Here is an 18,143-nt window from a genome sequence, read left to right as displayed (position 1 = left end):
GCCCAAGTATGAGGTATCATCAGCGAGGAGCCCGAAATGAGCCAGATCCATGACTTCACCGCCACGGACATCGCCGGCAACGAGGTGTCACTGGCGGACTACAAGGGCAAGGTGATGCTGATCGTCAATACGGCCAGCAAATGCGGCTTCACGCCGCAATACGAGGGCCTGGAGAGGCTGCACGAGGATCTGGCCGACAAGGGTCTCGCGGTCCTCGGCTTCCCCTGCAACCAGTTCGGCAAGCAGGAGCCGGGCGACGCGGCGGAGATCGCGAATTTCTGCAAGCTCACCTACGATGTGAACTTTCCGATGTTCGCCAAGATCGAGGTCAACGGACCCGGTACGCACCCGCTCTATGACTATCTCAAGAGCGAAGCGAAGGGCTTGATGGGGTCAAAATCCATCAAGTGGAATTTCACCAAATTCCTGGTCGACCGCGAGGGCCGGATCGTCAAGCGGTTCGGCCCCGGCGACAAGCCGGAGGCGATCCGCGACGAGATTGAGGCCCTGCTCTAGGGTTCAGCCGGCAAATTTCGGCTGGGGTGCCCGACGCTTTTTGGGCGCAACCGGTTTGGCTTCGGCTGCAGCCTTGGCTTCCATGGCCAGGCGCGCCTTCTTCAGCTTCTGGAGCTGGGCGAAGCGTTGGCCGGCTTCTTCGGCAAGCAGTGTGCGGACGGTGCTGTCGGTGATCTCGGCCCGGGACTTTGCGGCGGGCTGGGTGACACGCAGGAATTCGCCATAAAGGGGTGTCGTCATCGGGTATTCCTTCCGGTAGCAGGTCTGAAACGGGCTAGAAAAACAAAAAGGCCGGGCTTTTAGGCCCGGCCTTTTCATGCGCATGCCCGCGCCCCGGTGATCCAGGTCGCAGCCACGCGGGAAGTGCTTACGCGACTTCCAGATTCTCGGCAGCGTTCTTGCCAGAGCGCTTGTCCTGGACGATTTCGAAGTTCAGCTTCTGACCTTCGGTGATCGTGCTGAGGCCGGAGCGCTCAACGGCAGAGATGTGAACGAAAACGTCGGTCGAGCCATCTTCCGGCTGAATGAAGCCGAAGCCTTTGGAGGTATTGAAGAATTTAACGGTACCAGTAGTCATGACGATTTCCTTTCAATCAGTCACGTAGAGTTGGGTCCGCACGGCCGAGTGCCGCACAGTGCCCATGTGTCGAAATTTGAAGGGAAGAGCGTCAGGAAGGCGACAAGTCGCGCCCAGAAGATTCGGCAATCAAGATCGAGTGACCACTGTATGCGCTCTTATTGCGCCTTTAGCAAGACAATTCGGTCCGACCCCACCAAATGTGAGTAGCAGCAGGTCTGCCCCCTACTCCCACTCGATCGTTCCCGGCGGCTTCGACGTCACATCATAGACCACCCGGTTCACACCGCGGACTTCATTGATGATTCGAGTCGCGACACGGCCCAGGAAGTCGTGATCATAGGGGTAGTAGTCCGCCGTCATCCCGTCGACCGAGGTCACCGCGCGCAGGGCGAGCACGGCGTCATAGGTGCGCTCGTCACCCATCACACCGACCGTGTTGACCGGCAGCAGGACCGAGAAAGCCTGCCAGATCTCGTCATAGAGGCCGGCCTTCTTGATTTCCTCGATATAGATGGCGTCGGCCTTGCGCAGGATATCCGCCTTCTCCTTGGAGACGGCGCCGGGAATGCGGATGGCGAGGCCCGGCCCCGGGAAGGGATGGCGACCGACAAAGGCGTCCGGCAGGCCGAGCTCGCGACCCAGGGCACGGACCTCGTCCTTGAACAGTTCGCGCAGCGGCTCGACCAGCTTCATCTTCATGCGCGCCGGCAGACCGCCGACATTGTGGTGAGACTTGATGGTGACCGAGGGGCCCCCGTCAAAGCTGACACTCTCGATCACGTCGGGATAGAGCGTGCCCTGGGCGAGGAAATCGGCGCCGCCGGCTTCTTTCGCCTTCTCGTCAAAGACATCGATGAACAGGCTGCCAATGATCTTGCGCTTCTTCTCCGGGTCATCGACGCCTTCAAGCGCCGTCAGGAAAAGGTCCTCGGCCTGGGCATGGACGAGCGGGATATTGTAGTGCTCGCGGAACAGGGTCACGACCTCGTCGGCCTCGCCCTGGCGCATCAGGCCCGTATCGACGAAGACGCAGACCAGCTGGTCGCCGATGGCCTCGTGCAGCAGCACGGCCGCGACCGAGCTGTCGACGCCGCCGGACAGGCCGCACAGGACACGCTTGTCGCCGACCTGCTCGCGGATCTTGGCGATCGCCTCATCCTTGAAATTGGCCATCGACCAGTCACCGGTGAGACCGGCGATGGTGTGCGTGAAATTGCGCAACAGGGCCGCGCCGCGCGGCGTGTGGACCACTTCCGGGTGGAATTGTACGCCGTAGAATTTCCGCGTTTCGTCGGCAATGGCCGCGTAAGGCGCATGGCCGGAAGTCGCGATGACCTCGAAACCCTCGGGCAGCGCGGCAACGCGGTCCCCATGGCTCATCCAGACGCGTTCTTCGTGACCGATCGGACCAAAACCGGCGAAGAGCGGGCTGTCGGTGACCAGCTTGATGTCCGCGCGACCGAATTCGCGTTCCTCGGAAGCTTCGACCCGGCCGCCAAGCTGCGCGCACATGGTCTGTTCGCCATAGCAGATGCCCAGCACCGGCAGACCGCGGGTGAAGACCGAAGCGTCCGCCCGCGGGGAATTCTCCCAATGCGTCGAATGGGGCGAGCCCGACAGGATGATCGCCTTGGGATCATAGGCATCGATAAAGGCGGCATCGGCCCGGTTATACGGGTGGATCTCGCAGAACACTCCGCTCTCGCGGACACGGCGGGCGATGAGCTGGGTCACCTGGCTGCCGAAATCGATGATGAGGAGCTTGTCGTGTTGATCGGTCATGGGCGTTCGCACCCGCGCGCACGGGTGTCCCGAAGGTCAAATTGTAGGGAGATGGCAGAAACATCTGTCAGCATGCGGCCCGATAGCGCGGTTCATCGCGCTTGACCAGTCCCGAGCGGGCCCTGATCTGCGCTTTCACAGGATTTTCCCGATTTTCCACGGCTTGGCCTTGAACACCGGCGACAGGGCGCGCAGGTTCCGGGCATATCAGTCCCAAGGAGTCTGTCATGCGCCTGCCCGCCATCCTCGCCTGCCTCAGCCTCGTCGCCGCCTGCTCAGCGCCGGTCGCGAGCGGGGACTGGCAACTCGACACCGAGCGCTCCACCCTCTCCTTCGTGTCCATCAAGTCCGGCGAGATTGCCGAGGCTCACAGTTTTTCCGGCTTGAGTGGATCGGTCACAACCGACGGCCGCGCAGAGCTGGTCATTGATCTCGACACTGTGGAAACCGGGATCGATATCCGCAATGAGCGGATGCGCGAGCATCTCTTCCAGGCCGACCGCTTTGCCACCGCCCGCGTGACCACAACGCTGGATCTTGCTGCGCTGGCTGATCTCGGTGTCGGCGAGCGCCGGTCGCTGACGCTGCCGGCGGTGCTCGATCTGCACGGCATGCGACTCGACCTCGAGGCGGACGTCACCGTTACCGATATCGATGGCCGCCAGGTCCTGGTGGAAAGCCGGGCGCCGGTGATGGTGCATGTCGAGGATTTCGGCTTGGCGGGCGGTCTCGCGACCCTGCAGGAACTGGCCGGCCTGCCGTCGATCACGCCGGTCTCGCCGGTCAGCTTCTCGCTCCTCTTCACACGCGGCTGAGCATCTGACTGGCCGGCGTCGGCGCGACGCGCCAAGCTTGCACCGTCGCAGCCGGTCGCCGGATGATCAGGCTGACCGCCCGGAGATTCGATGCCGACCGCCCGTCCCCACGCCGAAATCGTCGAACTGCAATACTTGCGGGCGCTGGCCGTGCTTATGGTCGTGGTCGGTCATCTGCACCAGGCCGGCGGCCGCTTCACAGGCGCGGACCTGCTCGGGGGAGCAGGCTATGTCGGGTTTGGCGGTGTTGACGTCTTTTTCGTCATCTCAGGCTTCATCATCCATACGCTCTATCGCTCGGCATCCGGCCCGAGCCTTGGCTTTGCGCTCAAGCGCCTCAACCGGATCTTCCCGCTCTACTGGATTTTCACCGGCCTCGCCGTGCTGGGCTATCTGGTCATGGGCGACAGCCTGACCCGAGCGTTCGGCGAGCTCGACTGGGTCAGCAGCCTGACCCTGCTGCCAACCGGGCAACCGCCGCTCCTGCTGGTCGGCTGGACGCTGACGCATGAGCTGTATTTCTACCTCGTCTACGGGCTCGCCCTGTTTCTGCCGCGCCGCTGGCGCCTGGTTGCGGCCGGGAGCCTCGCCGGGCTCACAGGCCTTGCCATGGCCGACATCATCCAGCCCGACACGCCCTGGGAACGCCTGGCTCTGAGCGGGTTCAACCTGCAATTCCTGGCCGGGATCGTGCTGGCCGAGTGGCGCCAGCACTTGCCGGCGACGCGCTGGCTGGCCGGCGCAACGGCCCTGGCCGGCGTCGCGCTCGGTATCGGCTGGACCGCCAGCTTCGGCCTCGATGGCCTGGCAGACAGTGATCGGCGCGCGCTGATCTTCCTGCCCATGGCGGTTGGACTGGTCTGGACGATTCTCGCCTGGCAGCCGCGCTGGCCGCACTTGGTGACCGCGATCGGCGACTGGTCCTACGCGATCTATCTGGGCCATTTGCTGGCGATCAGCGTTCTCGGACGTGTGCTCGCCATGCTGCTGCCGCAAGGCCTGCCCGCGACCCTGCTCCTGTTCGGCCTCGGACTGGCCGCCAGCCTGATCCTGGGCGCCCTGGTGCACCGTTTCCTGGAGCAACCCCTGCTGGCCACGGGCAAGGCCTGGATTCGCCGGGTCGCTGCGCCCGACCGGCCATAGGCCTGACAGCCCCGCGACGCTTTGCCGCCAGCATGTCCGCCGCATGAATAATATTTAACATATTGAATTATTGTAACTAATTACACGGACCGACGACTGCTACCTGTGACCGGCTTCACGTCACTCCGGGTCCGTCATGCAGTACGCCGTCGGCAAGTCTCCCATCTTTATTGGCGGTTCGCCGCGCTCGGGCACCACCTTGCTGCGCGCCATGGTCAATGCCAGCCGCAACATCGTGTGCGGACCGGAGATGCGGGTCATCCCGGCGCTGTGCCATCTGGCCGAACAGATCGACACGGGTCAGGCCGATATCCTCGAGCAGGGTTACGGCCTCGACCGACAGGCGATGAATGACCGCTTTGCGCGGGCCATCGATACGCTGCTCGCTCCGCTACATGCCCGCTCCGGTGCCCGCGTCGCCGAAAAGACACCGGCCAATATCCTCCACTTCGCACGCCTGCGCCGGATTTTCCCGGACAGCCCCCTGATCGGCGTGGTCCGGGATGGTCGCGATGTTGTTGCCTCGCTTTTGTCGATGGACTGGACCGACGGCCGGACCGGGCAGCCAATGGCCATCACGCGGGATGCCGAAGCCGCCGCCCGGCTGTGGTGCGCCAGCATTGATGCCGGCCGCCGCATGCGCTCGGACGCCCAGTATTTCGAGCTGAGATACGAGGCGCTGGTCGGCGATCCGGCCGCCACCATCGACCGGCTGTTCGACGCCTTGGGCGAGAGCGACGAGGCCAAGGCCCGGGCACTCGACCATGCGCGGCACTTCGACCGCACAGCAGGCACGGCCGAATCCAGTGCCGAGCGGGTCGCCCGCCCGATTGACCGGCAAGCGATCGGTCGCTGGCAGCGGGATCTCGATGGTACCCAACGCGAGGCGGTGATGCGCATCGCCGGCCAGCACCTCGCAGACCTCGGATATGCCTGATACCGACCCGGATCCAAATTCAGGCCCGGATCCAAAGTCAGGCCCGGTCCCCAACTCTGGAACTGCGCGCCGCGACGGGGCGGGACTGGTTTTCGCCGGTGGCTGTCCGCGCTCGGGCCTGACCGTGCTGCGCCGCCTCATCGAACCGCATAGCCGGGTGCATTGCGGACCGGATACGGGCCTGCCGCCCTCGATCGCCATGCAGTGGCAGAATTTCGCCCGCGAGCTGGGGCCGCTGCACGCACGCGACTTCGACCTCGGTACCGACGACATGCGCCGGACCATGGCCGACCTCCTGACAGGCATGATCGGCACGCCCCTGGATCAGCCGGAGGTGAAGGTGCTGGTCGAGAAGACCACGCTCAATGTCGCAGCCTTCGAGCCGCTCGCCCGACTGCTGCCGCAGGCGCGCTTCATCCATGTCGTGCGTGATGGCCGCGACGTGGCGAACTCCCTGCTCGCCCGCGACTGGCGCGACCCGCAGGGTCGCCCCTTCCCCCATGTCAGCGATCCGCAGGCCGCCCTGAAATACTGGACCGACCTGACCGGGATCGGCCTCGCCGCCGAACGCCGGCTACACGGACGGATCTGTCGCGTCCGTTATGAAGATCTCGTGATCCGGCCAAAGGCGACCATCACCGAATTGATGACCTACCTCGGCCTCAAGTTCGAACCGGCCCAGCTGCACTACGCAACCCGCACGATCGCCCTGCATGGCCTGGAACTGGACAGCGCCCCCCTGATCAACCAGCCGCTGACCCGGCGGCGTGTGGGGGCGGGGGCGGCCCTTGATGCCCAGGTCTCACCAGCGACGCGGCAGCGGCTGATGGAGCTGGGCTATGGCGAGGTTGGCCGAGATCGCTCGCAGCGGCGGCGACGCTAGCCGCCCACCCGCTCCATCACGCAGATATAAAACCCGTCCGTATCGGTCCGGCCCGGCGAGAGCTGGAGCGCGCCGTGATCTGTCACGCAGGGCTCCAGAAGGCTCTCGGCATCGACGGCGAGACCGCCGGTGGCCGTCAGGACCTCGATCACGGGGATCGGTTTGAAGCCGGGTGTCTTGGCGAGGAAGGCATCGATCCGGTCGCCGTTTTCTTCCGGCAGCACCGAGCAGGTGACATAGACCAGGCGGCCGCCCGGCTTCACATATCGGTGACCGCGTTCCAGCACGAGGTCCTGCTCCTTGATGCGGCGCTCGAGGGCTGCGGGCTTGAGGCGCCATTTGGCGTCGGGACGACGGCGCCAGGTGCCGGTTCCGGTGCAGGGGGCGTCGCAGAAAACGACATCCATTTTCTCAACAAACTCGCCCAACGCCTTGTCTTCACTATCGTCATGGACCTGGACATTGCGCACGTCGGCCCGCTTGAGGCGCGGCCAGATGGCGCGCAGGCGGCGCCAGTCGATATCCCAGGCGTGAACCTGTCCGGTATTGTGCAGCAGGGCGGCGAGGGCCAGCGTCTTGCCGCCGGCTCCCGCGCAATAATCCAGTATTTGCTGGCCCGAACGGGCGCCAGAGGCGAGCGCGGCGAGCTGTGAGCCCATGTCCTGCACCTCGACCCAGCCCTTGCCATAAGCCGGAATACTTTCGGCCGCGGCGGCCTTGCCACGCGGATCACGCTGCGGAATCCGAATACCTGAGCGAACCAAGGGGCTATTTTCTGCCGCTTTCAGTTTCGACGATACCTCTTTGAAAGCACGATCAAAATCGACCTTCACTTCATTTACGCGAAGATCGACGGGTGCCCGCGATGAGAGCTTGGAGCCCTCCTCGGCGGCTGCATCACCGAAGGCGCGAACGAGGCTGGCTTCCAGCCACTCCGGGACGTCACCGCGGATGTGCAGCGGTGCGTCGGAGATGTCGCGGGCCAGACCCGCGCGCTCGGCTGCCGTCAGCGCATCCGGGGCGTGGTCATCGCCCTCGAACATGGCGTCAATGGCATCCGCCTCGACATCCCAGATCCGTCCGACCGTGCCGATCGCCAGGGCGCGCGGGGAGCCCTCGCCCATGGCGTAGGTAGTCGAGGCCTGGTGGCGCAGCGCGTCAAGCACGAGACCGCCGATCCAGGCCCGGTCGCCGGAACCGGCAAAGCGGTGCGCCTTGCCCCAGTCCCGCACGGCATCCTTGACCGGCTGGTGCTGGGTCTGGAGCGTGTCGAGAATCTCGATGGCTGCGGCAATGCGTGCGCCGTCTCTCATGTCGGATATCCGTCTTGCAAGGGCGCACTCGGGCGCGGTTTATTTCGGTTGGGCGCCGGTATAGCACGCCGCCAGCTGGCGGCAGATGGCCTTGGGGTCGGTGTAGAGCCGCCGACCGTTCACGACCGCCTCCGGCTCGACATGGGCAGGCGTATCGTCGGCGAGTATGAGCGTCGGGGCGTTCTGGTGGTCAGCATCCAGCAGCGCCACGATCTCGGCCCGCGGACGTGCATACTCGACACGGACCAGGGTAATCGCGTCACCCCAATGCGGATTGACGGTGAGCGCACCCTCCACGGTGCAGCAATCGGCGCACAGCCACGGGCCGCCATCGGCGTCATCCCAGGCTCCGGTGAGCAGGAAGAGCGTATCCTTGCCGGTCTCGATCACGGGCTGATCCTGCATCATTGCGTCACGACTCCCACCACGAGGACAACCCAGAAGGCCATCAGGCACAGCATGCCCGCGGCAAAGGCCATGAAGCGCGCGCGCAGATGATTGCTGGTCACATGAATGAAGGCATGGAGCAGGCGCGACACCGCCCAGACCCAGGCCAGCACGACCAGCGCCGTCGAGGTGACACCGAGAAGCGTCGCAAAAAGCGCACCGGCATAGAAAAGGACCGGCGCTTCCATCTGGTTCTGGTAGGCGTTGGAGACCTGCTGCGCGCGGCGCGGCCAGGCGCCCTGCCCGAGCGCAATATCGCCCGGCTTGACCTGGCCCGACGCGATCGCGCGAAAGCGCATCAGGCCCGTGGCAATCGCCAGGGCCAGGGTCAGGCCGACCTGCATCAGGACGGGGTAGAACAGCGCATCACTCATCGGGTCTCTCCTGCTGGGCCGGATCCATTTTGCCGGACCATGGCGGGGTATCGCCCCCGCCACGCGCCTGCAATCCCGACCCGGACATGGCCTCCATGCGAAGATGGCGGCTTGCCCTTGTGCTCTGCCTGATCAGCTGGTGGTCGGATAGTTCGGGGCCTCGCGCGTGATTTTCACGTCGTGGACATGGCTTTCACGCAGACCGGCATTGGTGATCCGCACGAATTGCGCCCGCTGGTGCAGGTCGGCAATCGTCCGTGACCCGGTATAGCCCATGGCCGCCCGCAGCCCGCCGACCATCTGGTGCAGGATCGGACCGACCGGCCCCTTGTAGGGGACCTGGCCCTCAATCCCTTCCGGTACCAGCTTCATGCGCTCGGTATCCTTCTGGAAATAGCGGTCGGCAGAGCCGGCCGCCATGGCGCCCAGCGAGCCCATACCGCGATAGGATTTGTAGGAGCGGCCCTGGTAGAGGAACACCTCACCCGGGGCTTCCTCGGTCCCGGCCAACAGCGAGCCGACCATAATACAATCGGCGCCGGCGGCGATCGCCTTGGCCATGTCACCGGAGAACTTGATCCCGCCATCGGCGATGATGCAGGCATTCGAGCCCTGCGCAGCGCGGCGGGCATCCATGATCGCGGTCAGCTGCGGCACACCGACACCGGCGACGATGCGCGTGGTGCAGATCGAACCCGGGCCGATCCCCACCTTGATGCAGTCGGCACCTGCCTCGATCAGTGCTTTCGCACCGTCATAGGTGGCAACATTGCCGGCCACGACGCGGGCATTGCCATAAGCCTTCTTGACCCGGGTGACCTGGTCCAGAACCGACTGGCTCTGACCATGGGCGGTGTCGATCACAACGATGTCCACGCCGGCGTCGATCAGCGCTTCCGAGCGCTCGAAGCCGCTATCCCCTACCGTGGTCGCCGCAGCGCAGCGCAGACGCCCCTGGGCGTCCTTGGCGGCGCTCGGGAAGGCCTGGGCCTTCTCCATGTCCTTGACCGTGATCAGGCCGATACAGCGGCCTTCATCATCAACAACCAGCAGGCGCTCGATACGGTGCTTGTGAAGTTTGACGCGGGCCTCGTCCTGCGAGGCGCCCTCTTTGACCGTAACCACGTCGCGGGTCATCAGATTGCCGACCTTCTCGTTCGGGTCGTCGGCAAAGCGGACATCGCGATTGGTGATAATGCCGACCAGCTTGCCCGGACGGGCATTGGTCGCGCCTTCCACCACCGGAATGCCGGAGATACGGTGTTGGGCAATCAGCGCGCGGAGCTCGGCCAGGGTCGCGTCCGGCGAGATCGTCACCGGGTTGACCACCATGCCGCTCTCATAGCGCTTCACCCGCCGCACTTCCTCGGCCTGTTCGGCGATGGTGAGATTGCGGTGGATGACGGCGAGGCCGCCAGCCTGTGCCATCGCGATCGCCATACCGCTCTCGGACACGGTGTCCATGGCGGCGGCGAGCATCGGAATCTTCAACGCAACGTCGCTGGCCACGTGCGTGGTGACATCGGCATCGGCGGGAAGAACTTCGGACGGACCCGGTTGCAAGAGCACGTCATCGAAGGTGAGACCTTCGCGAATCTCCATGGGAGACTCCTCTAAGCTGCTTGCGGCGCGGCAATAGAATGGATTCGGGCATGTGGCAAGGGATGGATGCGGGTTGCGACTGAAATGTCGCAATCGGGGTTCGCATCGGCTCTCCCAGAGCGTACCGCCGCGCAATCGTAGTGGGCCGGCCCGCGAGACCGGCCCTCGACCGTCACACCGGCGCCGACTACTCCAGCGATAATCGCGCCACGATCTCTGTCTGGAGGAAAGCCGAGGCATTCTGGTGCATGGTCGGCGTGTTGTAGTCGGTATTGGTGAAGACGACGGTCAGACCGAAGTCCGGCAGGATAAAGACCCGATTGCCGCCATTGCCATTCATGCCCGCGGCCCAGAACGTCTCGCCCTCTACCTCATAGGGCATCAGCCACCACAGATAACCATACCCCCAACCCGGGGTGTTCGGGATCGCGGCCTGGTGCGCGATTGAGGCGTCCGTCCAGTCCTGCGGAAGCAGGCGGTCGCCGCCGATGACGCCGCCTAGCCGTTGCAACTCGCCCAAGCTCGCCAAGGCTTCGGTGGTCAGCCGCAGACCGCCGCCCAGATGGGCCTGGCCGAGCCCGTTGCGCGGCCATTCCAGTTGCTCGACCCCCAGCCGGTCAAACAGGCGCGTCTCGGCATAATCGGTATAGGGCTGGCCAACGGCCCGTTCAACGACCTCGCCGAGCAATTGCACGCCCGCCGTGCAGTAGGAGAAGGCCCGCCCATGGGGGCTGGCTTCCGGCGTGGGCTGCCAGCTTGGAAAGCCGCGGATCGGCAGGGCCCAGAAAAAGGCGCTCCAGTCCTCGACCAGATACATGCGCTCTTCATTGCCACGCGAAAACTCGTTCCAGTCATTGCACTCAAGCGGACCACTCATTGTCAGCAGGTCTTCCACGGTAATTGCCAGCTTGCGCGGGTCCGGGGCGGGAAAGGGCATCAGCTCGGGGAAGAAGCTCGCGACCTCGGTATCGAGACGCAGATAACCCTCTGCGATCGCGGCACCGACCACCATTCCGGTGACCGTCTTGGTCACCGAGCGTGTATCGTGAAGCATTGCCTCATCGGCGCCGTTGAACCAGGCCGCGTGGAGCGGCGCGCCATTGGCCAGGATCATGACACTGGTGACGGTGCCATAATCACCGGCTTCGACAGCCGCATTGAGCGCGCGCGCCTCATCGCTCCCGAAATGCAGCTCCTGGGAGTCTGCCGGGGCGCAGGCAGTGCCGATGGCAGCCAGCGCGAACAGGAGGGCGAAAGGCGAGTTGGACAGGGACATGGATGTGATCTCCGCAGGGCAAATGAGCTCCCCCCCTTGCGCGCGGCCAGCAATGCGGTCACGTGAAGTCAGGTGAAGAAAGCTGAAATGCGACCCGTTCCGAGATGACCGCCCCCCTGCCTCCCCGCTTCTGCCTTGACGACCTCGAAGTCGACACGCGCGCGCGGCAGGTGTGGCGGGCCAATGCAAGACTGGATGTCCCGGATCTGAGCTTTGACCTGCTGGTCGCGCTCGCTGGCTGCCATCCCGACCCGATGGACACGGGCGAGATGGCGCGGACGATATGGCATGTCGACCATGTCAGTGAGGACACCATCACCCAGCGCGTCGCCCTGCTGCGTCGGTCGCTCGGCGATGAGGCGCGGCACCCGCGCTACGTCCGCACCGTGCGCCATCGCGGCTACGCTCTGGTTCCGGCACCCGAGTCGGTGATCGAGACATCGACCGTGAGACGCGGCTTTCGTACCGGATTTATCGCACCCGGACGCGTTGGATCCGGACGCGTTGGCCCCGGACTTGTCGGGATTGTGGCACTGGCCATCCTGGTCCTGGCCGGCATGGGATCGTTCTGGTTCTCCGGCAGCTCACAAAGGCCTGCCGACACCCCCGGCGACCCGATCGCTAGCGCACCAACGGATATCGCCCTTGCCATCAGGATCGACCGCGCCCGCACTCTGCTGGACCTGCACCAGCCGGCGGAAACCGAGGCCGCTATCGAGCTGCTGGAGACAGCTCTCGCGGACCATCCCGACGACCCCGAGGTCCGCCTCGTCCTGAGCTTTGCCCTGACCACGCGCGCAACAAAATTCACACCCAGTCCGGACGATGTCGACCGCGCTGAAAACCTGGCCCGCGACCTGATCGCACACGACGAGACCTTCGCCGCTGCCTGGCATGCCCTCGCCTACACCCTGGATGCGCACGGCCGGCTGGACGAGGCCGTTGCCGCCTACCAGCAGGCGTTTACGCTCAATCCGAATGATGTCGCCGCCATGTCGAGCGCGGCCTACCTGTTGCGCGTCCGCGGGCGCTTGCATGACGCGCTCGTCCTGGAATCCCGGGCGATCACCTCGGGACAGCCGACCCTTTACGGACCGGTCCAGATTGCCACCAGTCTCAGCCTGCTCGACCACCCGGCCGCCGAGGTCTGGTGGGCCCGGGCGATGACCGGCGGCGCCGGCGAAACGGTCATGCTGGCGGCCCGTATGGAAGACGATCTTCGCGCCGCGCGGCCGCAGGACGCGCTCGCGCGCCTTGACGAGGCGCGCCCGGAAGTTCGCGATACGGCGCGCCTGCAGCGCCTGGCCGGTCTGGCGCATCTGCGGGCCGGCGATGCGAACGCCGCCGAGGCGGCGCTCACGGCAGCAGGAGACGCCGCCTACAACGAGCGCCTGGCCTTGTCGGCCATGCAAGGAACTGCCAACGCCGCTGATGGGTTGGACGCCATGATCGACGAGGCCCTTGCCGATGGGCAGAGCTGGCCTGACCTGCGCATCAGCCTTGCAGCGATCGACGCCCAGTCGGGCCGCATCGACATCGCTGCCCGGCGCCTCGGCGAGGCGATCGACCTTGGCTGGCGCGATGTGCGCTGGATCGAGACGTCACCGCTACTGGCCCCGCTGGTTGCCAGTACCCACTGGCCGGTCCTGCGTGCGCGTATGCTGCGTGAGCTGGCGGCTCAACGCCGCCTTGTCGATACGGATCGCGCTCTGGCGGTCCTGCTCGACGACGCCAACTGACCGCCTGCCACCCGCCCCATTCTCGCCCGAAAATGACCTTCCCGCCTCCCCCGTATCGCCTCGCGGCGCGGCTGGAGTGACAGGGCGTCGGGTGAGGCCGACGCGTGAAAACGGCCAATGGGGAGGCCAAAATGAGACAGCGCAATCGCCGACGCGACGACCAGGCCGAGGTCAACATGACCCCGATGCTGGATATCGTGTTCATCCTACTCATCTTCTTCATCGTCACCGCCACCTTCCTGTCCGAGGAAGGTGTCGACTTGCGGCCGCCGCCCGAATGTGAGGGCCCGCAATGCCCCACAACGGGCCCGCCGCCGATCGTGGTTCAGCTCGATGCGGACGACAATGTCTTCGTCAACGGCGACCGGACCGATGTGGAACGGGTGCTGGCCGCTATCAACCGCCATCGCGCCGAACAACCTGACAGCGCCGTGCTGCTGGAAGTCGATGACGAGAGCAGCCATGGCATTGTGGTGCGGATCTGGGACGACATGGGTGCCAATGGCGTGCCGGTCTCGATCCAGAGAGCCCGAGCACAAGAATAAGCCCTAGCCCCGGAAGCCCATCGCGACCACGAAGGTCTCGGCGCTTTCGGAACGGCTGGCATCCGGTTTGAAGTGACGAACCTTTTCGAACTTCGCCTTCAGGAGATCGAGCAGAGCCCCGTCCGAGCCGCCCTGAAAGACCTTGGCGATGAAGAAACCGCCGGGTTTCAGCGTCTCGACTGCAAAATGCGCGGCCAGTTCGGCGAGTGCGACAATGCGCAGGTGATCCGTGGTCTTGTGACCGGTTGTCCACGGGGCAAGGTCGGAGACAACGGCATCGGCCGCGCCGCCCATCTCGGCCTTCACGAGGCTGGGCGCGTCGTCATCGGTAAAGTCTTTTTCCAGCAGGGTCGCGCCGGTGATGGGCTCGATTTCCAGCAAGTCGATACCGACCACTTCAGAGGCGCCGGACTTGAGCGCTACTTGCACCCAGCCCCCCGGCGCCGAGCCGAGATCGACAACCCGCATCCCCGGACGCAGCAATTTGAAACGCTCGTCGAGCTGCAGCAGCTTGTAGGCCGCGCGCGAGCGATAGCCCTCCATCTGCGCCTTCTTGACGTAGGGATCATTGAGCTGTCGCTGCAACCAGCGGGTCGAGGAGGTCTTGCGACCGCGCGCGGTCTTGACCCGTTCGAACATCTGCTTGGCGGCGCGGGCATCCCCGCCCTTCTTCATCGGTCCGGAGACACGGCGGCGGCGCTCATCGCTACTGCCCCAGCCAGGCAGGCCTTCCCGGGGTGATTCACCGTCTGGCGTATCACCCCCGGCCGTTTCATCGCTCGCCGTTTCATCGTTCGGCGCTTCACCGTTCGGCGCGTCGTCTTCCGGCGTCTTGTCGTCGTCGCTCATTCGCCCGATCCTGCCTCGGCCTGCGTCTTGCCACTGCCCGTCTTGCGACGGCGTCGCCGCTTCTTGGACTTTCGCATGAGATTGAGCAACATGCCTTCGCGCAAGCCGCGATCCCCCACACGCAGTCGTTCGGCCGGCCACATTTCGGCGACGGCCTCGTAGATGGCACAACCGGCAAGCACCAGTTCTGCCCGGTCGGCGCCAATGGTCGGCTCCTGGGAACGGCCATGAAAATCGAGCTCACGCAAGCGCTTGCAGGCGTCCAGGGCCTCATCACCGGTCATCCACAAACCGTCGACCTTGGAGCGGTCATAGCGCGGCAGCCGCAGATGGACGCCGGCCATCGAGGTGACCGTCCCCGACGTACCGACCAGATGCGCGCGGCCATCGCGAAACAGCGGCCGCATCGCCTTGGCGCCGCGCGGCGTCTTCATCAGGTCGCGGGCATAGGACTTCATGTCGTTGTACCATTCGGCCCGGTCCTCGCGCTCCGGGAAGCGCTCCGAGAGCGTGACCACACCGACCGGCGTCGACGTCCAGGATTTCATCGGCGGACGACCACCCGACGCGCGCCCCCCGCGGTTGCGCCACTCGGCGAGATCGACCCAGGACAGCTCGGTGGAGCCGCCGCCGATATCGATCACCAGGGCCGCATCCTTCTCCTCATCGAGCAGATCGACGCAGCCATGCACGGCGAGACGCGCCTCTTCCTCGGCCGAGATCAGATCGAAGGTCAGGCCGGTTTCGCGCTCGACGCGCTCCAGGAATTCCGCGCCATTGTCGGCCATGCGACAGGCCTGGGTGGCGATGGAGCGGTGCTTGACGACATTCTGACGGCGGATCTTGTCAGCGCAGACCTTCAGCGCCTCGACGGCGCGGTCCATGGCGCCTTGCGACAGCGCACCCGATCCGGTGATCCCCTCACCCAAACGAACAACGCGCGAGAACGCGTCGACGACATGGAAGCTGGTTCCCGATCGCTGCGCCAGCAACATGCGGCAATTATTGGTCCCCAGATCGATCGCGCCGTACACGGGAGACGGAGCGCGATTGCCCCCTCTCCGCTTGCGTGCGGCGGCCTCACTGCCCGGTGTGCCCCGGGGCGATGGCTCCGCCATGATATACCTCTTGCCGACCGGTGCGCCGCATCCGGGGTCCGGGAGGCGCGTCTCGATTCGGGCTCATCTCAATGTTGGTTGCAGGATACAAGGATGCGCCGGACCTGCAAGGATGCGTGACGTCTGGCAGCTCGAGCCGTGGCTTATTGCGCGAAACACCCTAAATATGGGGCGTCGCGCGAGGATGGTCCGCGCCCAGCAATTTGTGACAGAGTAGACAGCATGATCATTCGCAACGCCAAATTCGGACTCGGCGATGTGGTACGCCACCGCCTCTTCCCCTTTCGCGGGGTCGTGGTGGACGTGGATCCGGAGTTCGCCAATACCGAGGAATGGTATGAGTCCATTCCCAAGGAGGTCCGCCCGTCCAAGGACCAGCCCTTCTATCACCTGCTCGCCGAGAATGATGAAAGCTATTACGGCGCCTATGTTTCGGAGGGCAACCTTTTGCCCGATGCCGAGAATGGACCGGTCGAGCACCCGCAAATTGCCGAGGCCTTTGAGGGCTTTGATGGCACGCGCTACCAGCTCAAGACAGCCCCCGACCAGGCGCACTAGTGCCGCGATGACCGGCCTCAGCCCGCTTTCGTCCAGGCGTCCTGAAGCTCACGCTTGAGCACCTTGCCGATCGCACTGCGCGGCAGCTCATCGACCAGCCTCACAGCGCTGATGCGCTGCATCTTTCCAAGCTGTTGATTGGCAAAGGCGCGCAGCGCGTCCGGCGCCACCTCAGCGCCGGCTTCGAGGACCACACAAGCGACCGGTGTTTCGCCCCAGTCGCGTGACGGCACGCCGATCACGGCGACATCCGCGACGGCTTCATGCGCGCGCAGGATCGCCTCCAGATCGGCGGGATAAATGTTCATGCCGCCGGAAATAATCATGTCCTTGGCCCGGCCGACAATGGTGAAGAAGCCGTCGGCATCCTTCGCGGCCAGGTCACCCGTGCGAATAAAGCGGGCGCCGTCCGGCGCATGCCATTCCGCCTCGCGCGTCTTTTCCGGCTGGCCGTGATAGCCAGTCATCATCGCCCCCGAACGCCCAACCACCTCGCCAATTTCGCCCGCTGCGCATTCCTGCCCCTGCGGATCGATGACGCGGATATCATGGCCCGGCATCGCCTTGCCGACCGTATGCAGCTTGTCGGGATGTTCATGCGCGACGAGGACACAGGAGCCGCCACCCTCGGTCATGCCGTAATATTCCACCAGGCCGCCCGGCCAACGGGCCAGGACTTCGGCTTTCAGCTCCGCCGAGAACGGCGCCGACGTGCAGAATTTGAGCTGATAGGCCGAGAGGTCGAATGCATCGAAATCCGGCACGGCGAGGATGCGCTGATACTGCACCGGCACCAGCATGGAATGGGTCGCCTTGTGCCGTTGCGCCAGCTCCAGAAAGCCGCGCGCCTCGAATTTGGGCATAAGGACGAGCGTGCCGCCGCCGGCCAGGGTCGGCAGCACACTGACCAGCGTGGTGTTGGAGTAGAGCGGCGTCGAGCAGAGCGTGACCGCGCCGGGACCGAAGCCGACCGGATCGGTCAGATGGTTGTGCGGCCAGCGCATGCGGTGCGACTGGACGATCCCCTTGGGCGTGCCCGTGGTGCCGGAGGAGTAGATGATGTTGAACGCCATCTCGGGCGTGATTTCGACCGCCGCCGGAGGGTCTGCGGCGTCACCAAGCCAGTCATCGAGAGCCGCGCCTGCAGCGCCCGCCTCGAGCGCCAGCGGACGCGCAGACAGTCCGGCCAGCTCGTCCGACAGGTGAGCCGAAACCGCCGCGTCGAGCGCGACATGGCTGGCGCCGCAATCGCGGATCATCGCCGCCAGCTGTGCCGGCGTTGCCGAAGGCGAGAGCGGTGAGATGGCGGCGCCGCAGCGCAGGGTTCCAAGGAATACGGCCATGTAGTCGACATGGCTGGCCGCGCAGATCGCGACCACACCGCCCGGCTCCACCCCGTCCGCCTGCAGGCGTGCGGCAATCCGGTTGGCCCGCGCATCGAAGGCGCGATAATCCAGACGCGCGTCACCGCAACGGATCGCATCATGATCCGGCCGCGCAGCAGCCTGCAGGGCGACCAGGTCCGAGAAGGTTCCGAACTCGCGTTGGACATAGGCCTGGATGGCAGACATGGCATGATCACCGGATCAACCGGGCTCCCCGACAAAATCGGGGGCGAGGTATGCCACCCCGCCCCTCTGATATTGCATTGAAGTCTAGTGATCGT

The 18,143-nt window shown here is 64.9% G+C and carries 19 protein-coding genes; 8 read left to right on the top strand and 11 right to left on the bottom strand.

The annotated features are described in order from the left end of the window. Positions 1–36: 36 nt before the first annotated feature. Positions 37–516 (top strand): glutathione peroxidase, encoded by a 480-nt coding sequence (locus AAA969_RS05635; protein WP_338244488.1) that lies wholly within the window; start codon positions 37–39, stop codon positions 514–516. Between the two features lie 3 nt (positions 517–519). Here AAA969_RS05635 and AAA969_RS05630 read toward each other — a convergent pair whose 3' ends face one another. The 3 genes from AAA969_RS05630 to guaA form a co-directional block, all read right to left on the bottom strand. After that, a complete protein-coding gene (locus AAA969_RS05630) occupies positions 520–756 on the bottom strand; it encodes a hypothetical protein (protein WP_338244486.1) in 237 nt (78 codons plus the stop codon). A gap of 127 nt (positions 757–883) precedes the next feature. Then, positions 884–1,093 carry a cold-shock protein gene (locus AAA969_RS05625; protein ID WP_338244484.1) on the bottom strand — a complete coding sequence of 70 codons (210 nt, stop codon included), beginning with the start codon at positions 1,091–1,093 and terminating at the stop codon, positions 884–886. 225 nt (positions 1,094–1,318) lie between these two features. After that, positions 1,319–2,878, bottom strand: coding sequence for a glutamine-hydrolyzing GMP synthase (gene guaA / locus AAA969_RS05620; RefSeq protein ID WP_338244482.1), 1,560 nt, complete (start codon positions 2,876–2,878; stop codon positions 1,319–1,321). A gap of 227 nt (positions 2,879–3,105) precedes the next feature. Here guaA and AAA969_RS05615 point away from each other — a divergent pair, with 227 nt between their 5' ends. From AAA969_RS05615 to AAA969_RS05600, 4 genes are all read left to right on the top strand, one after another. Next, complete coding sequence (locus AAA969_RS05615; protein ID WP_338244479.1) at positions 3,106–3,693, top strand: YceI family protein; 588 nt, start codon at positions 3,106–3,108, stop codon at positions 3,691–3,693. A 90-nt stretch (positions 3,694–3,783) separates the two neighbouring features. Then, positions 3,784–4,836 (top strand): acyltransferase family protein, encoded by a 1,053-nt coding sequence (locus AAA969_RS05610; RefSeq protein WP_338244477.1) that lies wholly within the window; start codon positions 3,784–3,786, stop codon positions 4,834–4,836. A 136-nt stretch (positions 4,837–4,972) separates the two neighbouring features. Then, complete coding sequence (locus AAA969_RS05605; protein WP_338244476.1) at positions 4,973–5,773, top strand: sulfotransferase family protein; 801 nt, start codon at positions 4,973–4,975, stop codon at positions 5,771–5,773. Next, complete coding sequence (locus AAA969_RS05600; protein WP_338244474.1) at positions 5,766–6,656, top strand: sulfotransferase family protein; 891 nt, start codon at positions 5,766–5,768, stop codon at positions 6,654–6,656. Before AAA969_RS05605 ends, AAA969_RS05600 begins: the two co-directional genes overlap by 8 nt. On the opposite strand, the gene AAA969_RS05595 is transcribed toward AAA969_RS05600, so the two are convergent. The 5 genes from AAA969_RS05595 to AAA969_RS05575 all read right to left on the bottom strand — a co-directional run bounded on the left by AAA969_RS05595 (position 6,653) and on the right by AAA969_RS05575 (position 11,668). After that, positions 6,653–7,969, bottom strand: a complete 1,317-nt coding sequence (locus AAA969_RS05595) for an RsmB/NOP family class I SAM-dependent RNA methyltransferase (RefSeq protein WP_338244472.1) — start codon at positions 7,967–7,969, stop codon at positions 6,653–6,655. The genes AAA969_RS05600 and AAA969_RS05595 overlap by 4 nt on opposite strands. Positions 7,970–8,008: 39 nt before the next feature. Beyond that, positions 8,009–8,377 (bottom strand): DUF3088 domain-containing protein, encoded by a 369-nt coding sequence (locus AAA969_RS05590; RefSeq protein ID WP_338244470.1) that lies wholly within the window; start codon positions 8,375–8,377, stop codon positions 8,009–8,011. Continuing rightward, on the bottom strand, positions 8,374–8,790 hold the full coding sequence (locus AAA969_RS05585; protein ID WP_338244468.1) for an MAPEG family protein: 417 nt from the start codon (positions 8,788–8,790) through the stop codon (positions 8,374–8,376). The genes AAA969_RS05590 and AAA969_RS05585 overlap by 4 nt, the downstream gene beginning before the upstream one ends. Positions 8,791–8,922: 132 nt before the next feature. Next, the gene (guaB, locus tag AAA969_RS05580) at positions 8,923–10,392 is read right to left on the bottom strand and encodes an IMP dehydrogenase (protein WP_338244465.1); all 1,470 of its coding nucleotides are present in this window, start codon (positions 10,390–10,392) and stop codon (positions 8,923–8,925) included. Positions 10,393–10,579: 187 nt separating this feature from the next. After that, a complete protein-coding gene (locus tag AAA969_RS05575; RefSeq protein WP_338244463.1) occupies positions 10,580–11,668 on the bottom strand; it encodes a serine hydrolase domain-containing protein in 1,089 nt (362 codons plus the stop codon). Between the two features lie 104 nt (positions 11,669–11,772). Between AAA969_RS05575 and AAA969_RS05570 the strand changes: the two genes are divergently transcribed. Together AAA969_RS05570 and AAA969_RS05565 are read left to right on the top strand one after the other, a co-directional pair. Then, entirely contained in the window at positions 11,773–13,407 is a 1,635-nt protein-coding gene (locus AAA969_RS05570; RefSeq protein ID WP_338244462.1) for a winged helix-turn-helix domain-containing protein, read from the top strand. A gap of 131 nt (positions 13,408–13,538) precedes the next feature. After that, positions 13,539–13,952, top strand: coding sequence for an ExbD/TolR family protein (locus tag AAA969_RS05565; RefSeq protein WP_338244460.1), 414 nt, complete (start codon positions 13,539–13,541; stop codon positions 13,950–13,952). 3 nt (positions 13,953–13,955) lie between these two features. On the opposite strand, the gene AAA969_RS05560 is transcribed toward AAA969_RS05565, so the two are convergent. Beyond that, the gene (locus AAA969_RS05560) at positions 13,956–14,801 is read right to left on the bottom strand and encodes an RlmE family RNA methyltransferase (protein WP_338244458.1); all 846 of its coding nucleotides are present in this window, start codon (positions 14,799–14,801) and stop codon (positions 13,956–13,958) included. After that, entirely contained in the window at positions 14,798–15,919 is a 1,122-nt protein-coding gene (locus tag AAA969_RS05555; RefSeq protein ID WP_338244456.1) for a Ppx/GppA phosphatase family protein, read from the bottom strand. Before AAA969_RS05555 ends, AAA969_RS05560 begins: the two co-directional genes overlap by 4 nt. A 222-nt stretch (positions 15,920–16,141) precedes the next feature. Between AAA969_RS05555 and hspQ the strand changes: the two genes are divergently transcribed. Next, complete coding sequence (gene hspQ, locus AAA969_RS05550) at positions 16,142–16,477, top strand: heat shock protein HspQ (protein WP_338244454.1); 336 nt, start codon at positions 16,142–16,144, stop codon at positions 16,475–16,477. Positions 16,478–16,494: 17 nt separating this feature from the next. Here hspQ and AAA969_RS05545 read toward each other — a convergent pair whose 3' ends face one another. Further along, positions 16,495–18,048, bottom strand: a complete 1,554-nt coding sequence (locus AAA969_RS05545; RefSeq protein WP_338244452.1) for a class I adenylate-forming enzyme family protein — start codon at positions 18,046–18,048, stop codon at positions 16,495–16,497. Between the last annotated feature and the right edge of the window lie 95 nt (positions 18,049–18,143).

Source organism: Maricaulis maris, assembly GCF_036322705.1.
GTDB classification, from domain to species: Bacteria; Pseudomonadota; Alphaproteobacteria; order Caulobacterales; family Maricaulaceae; genus Maricaulis; species Maricaulis maris_B.
This window is presented reverse-complemented; position numbering and strand designations above follow the sequence as displayed.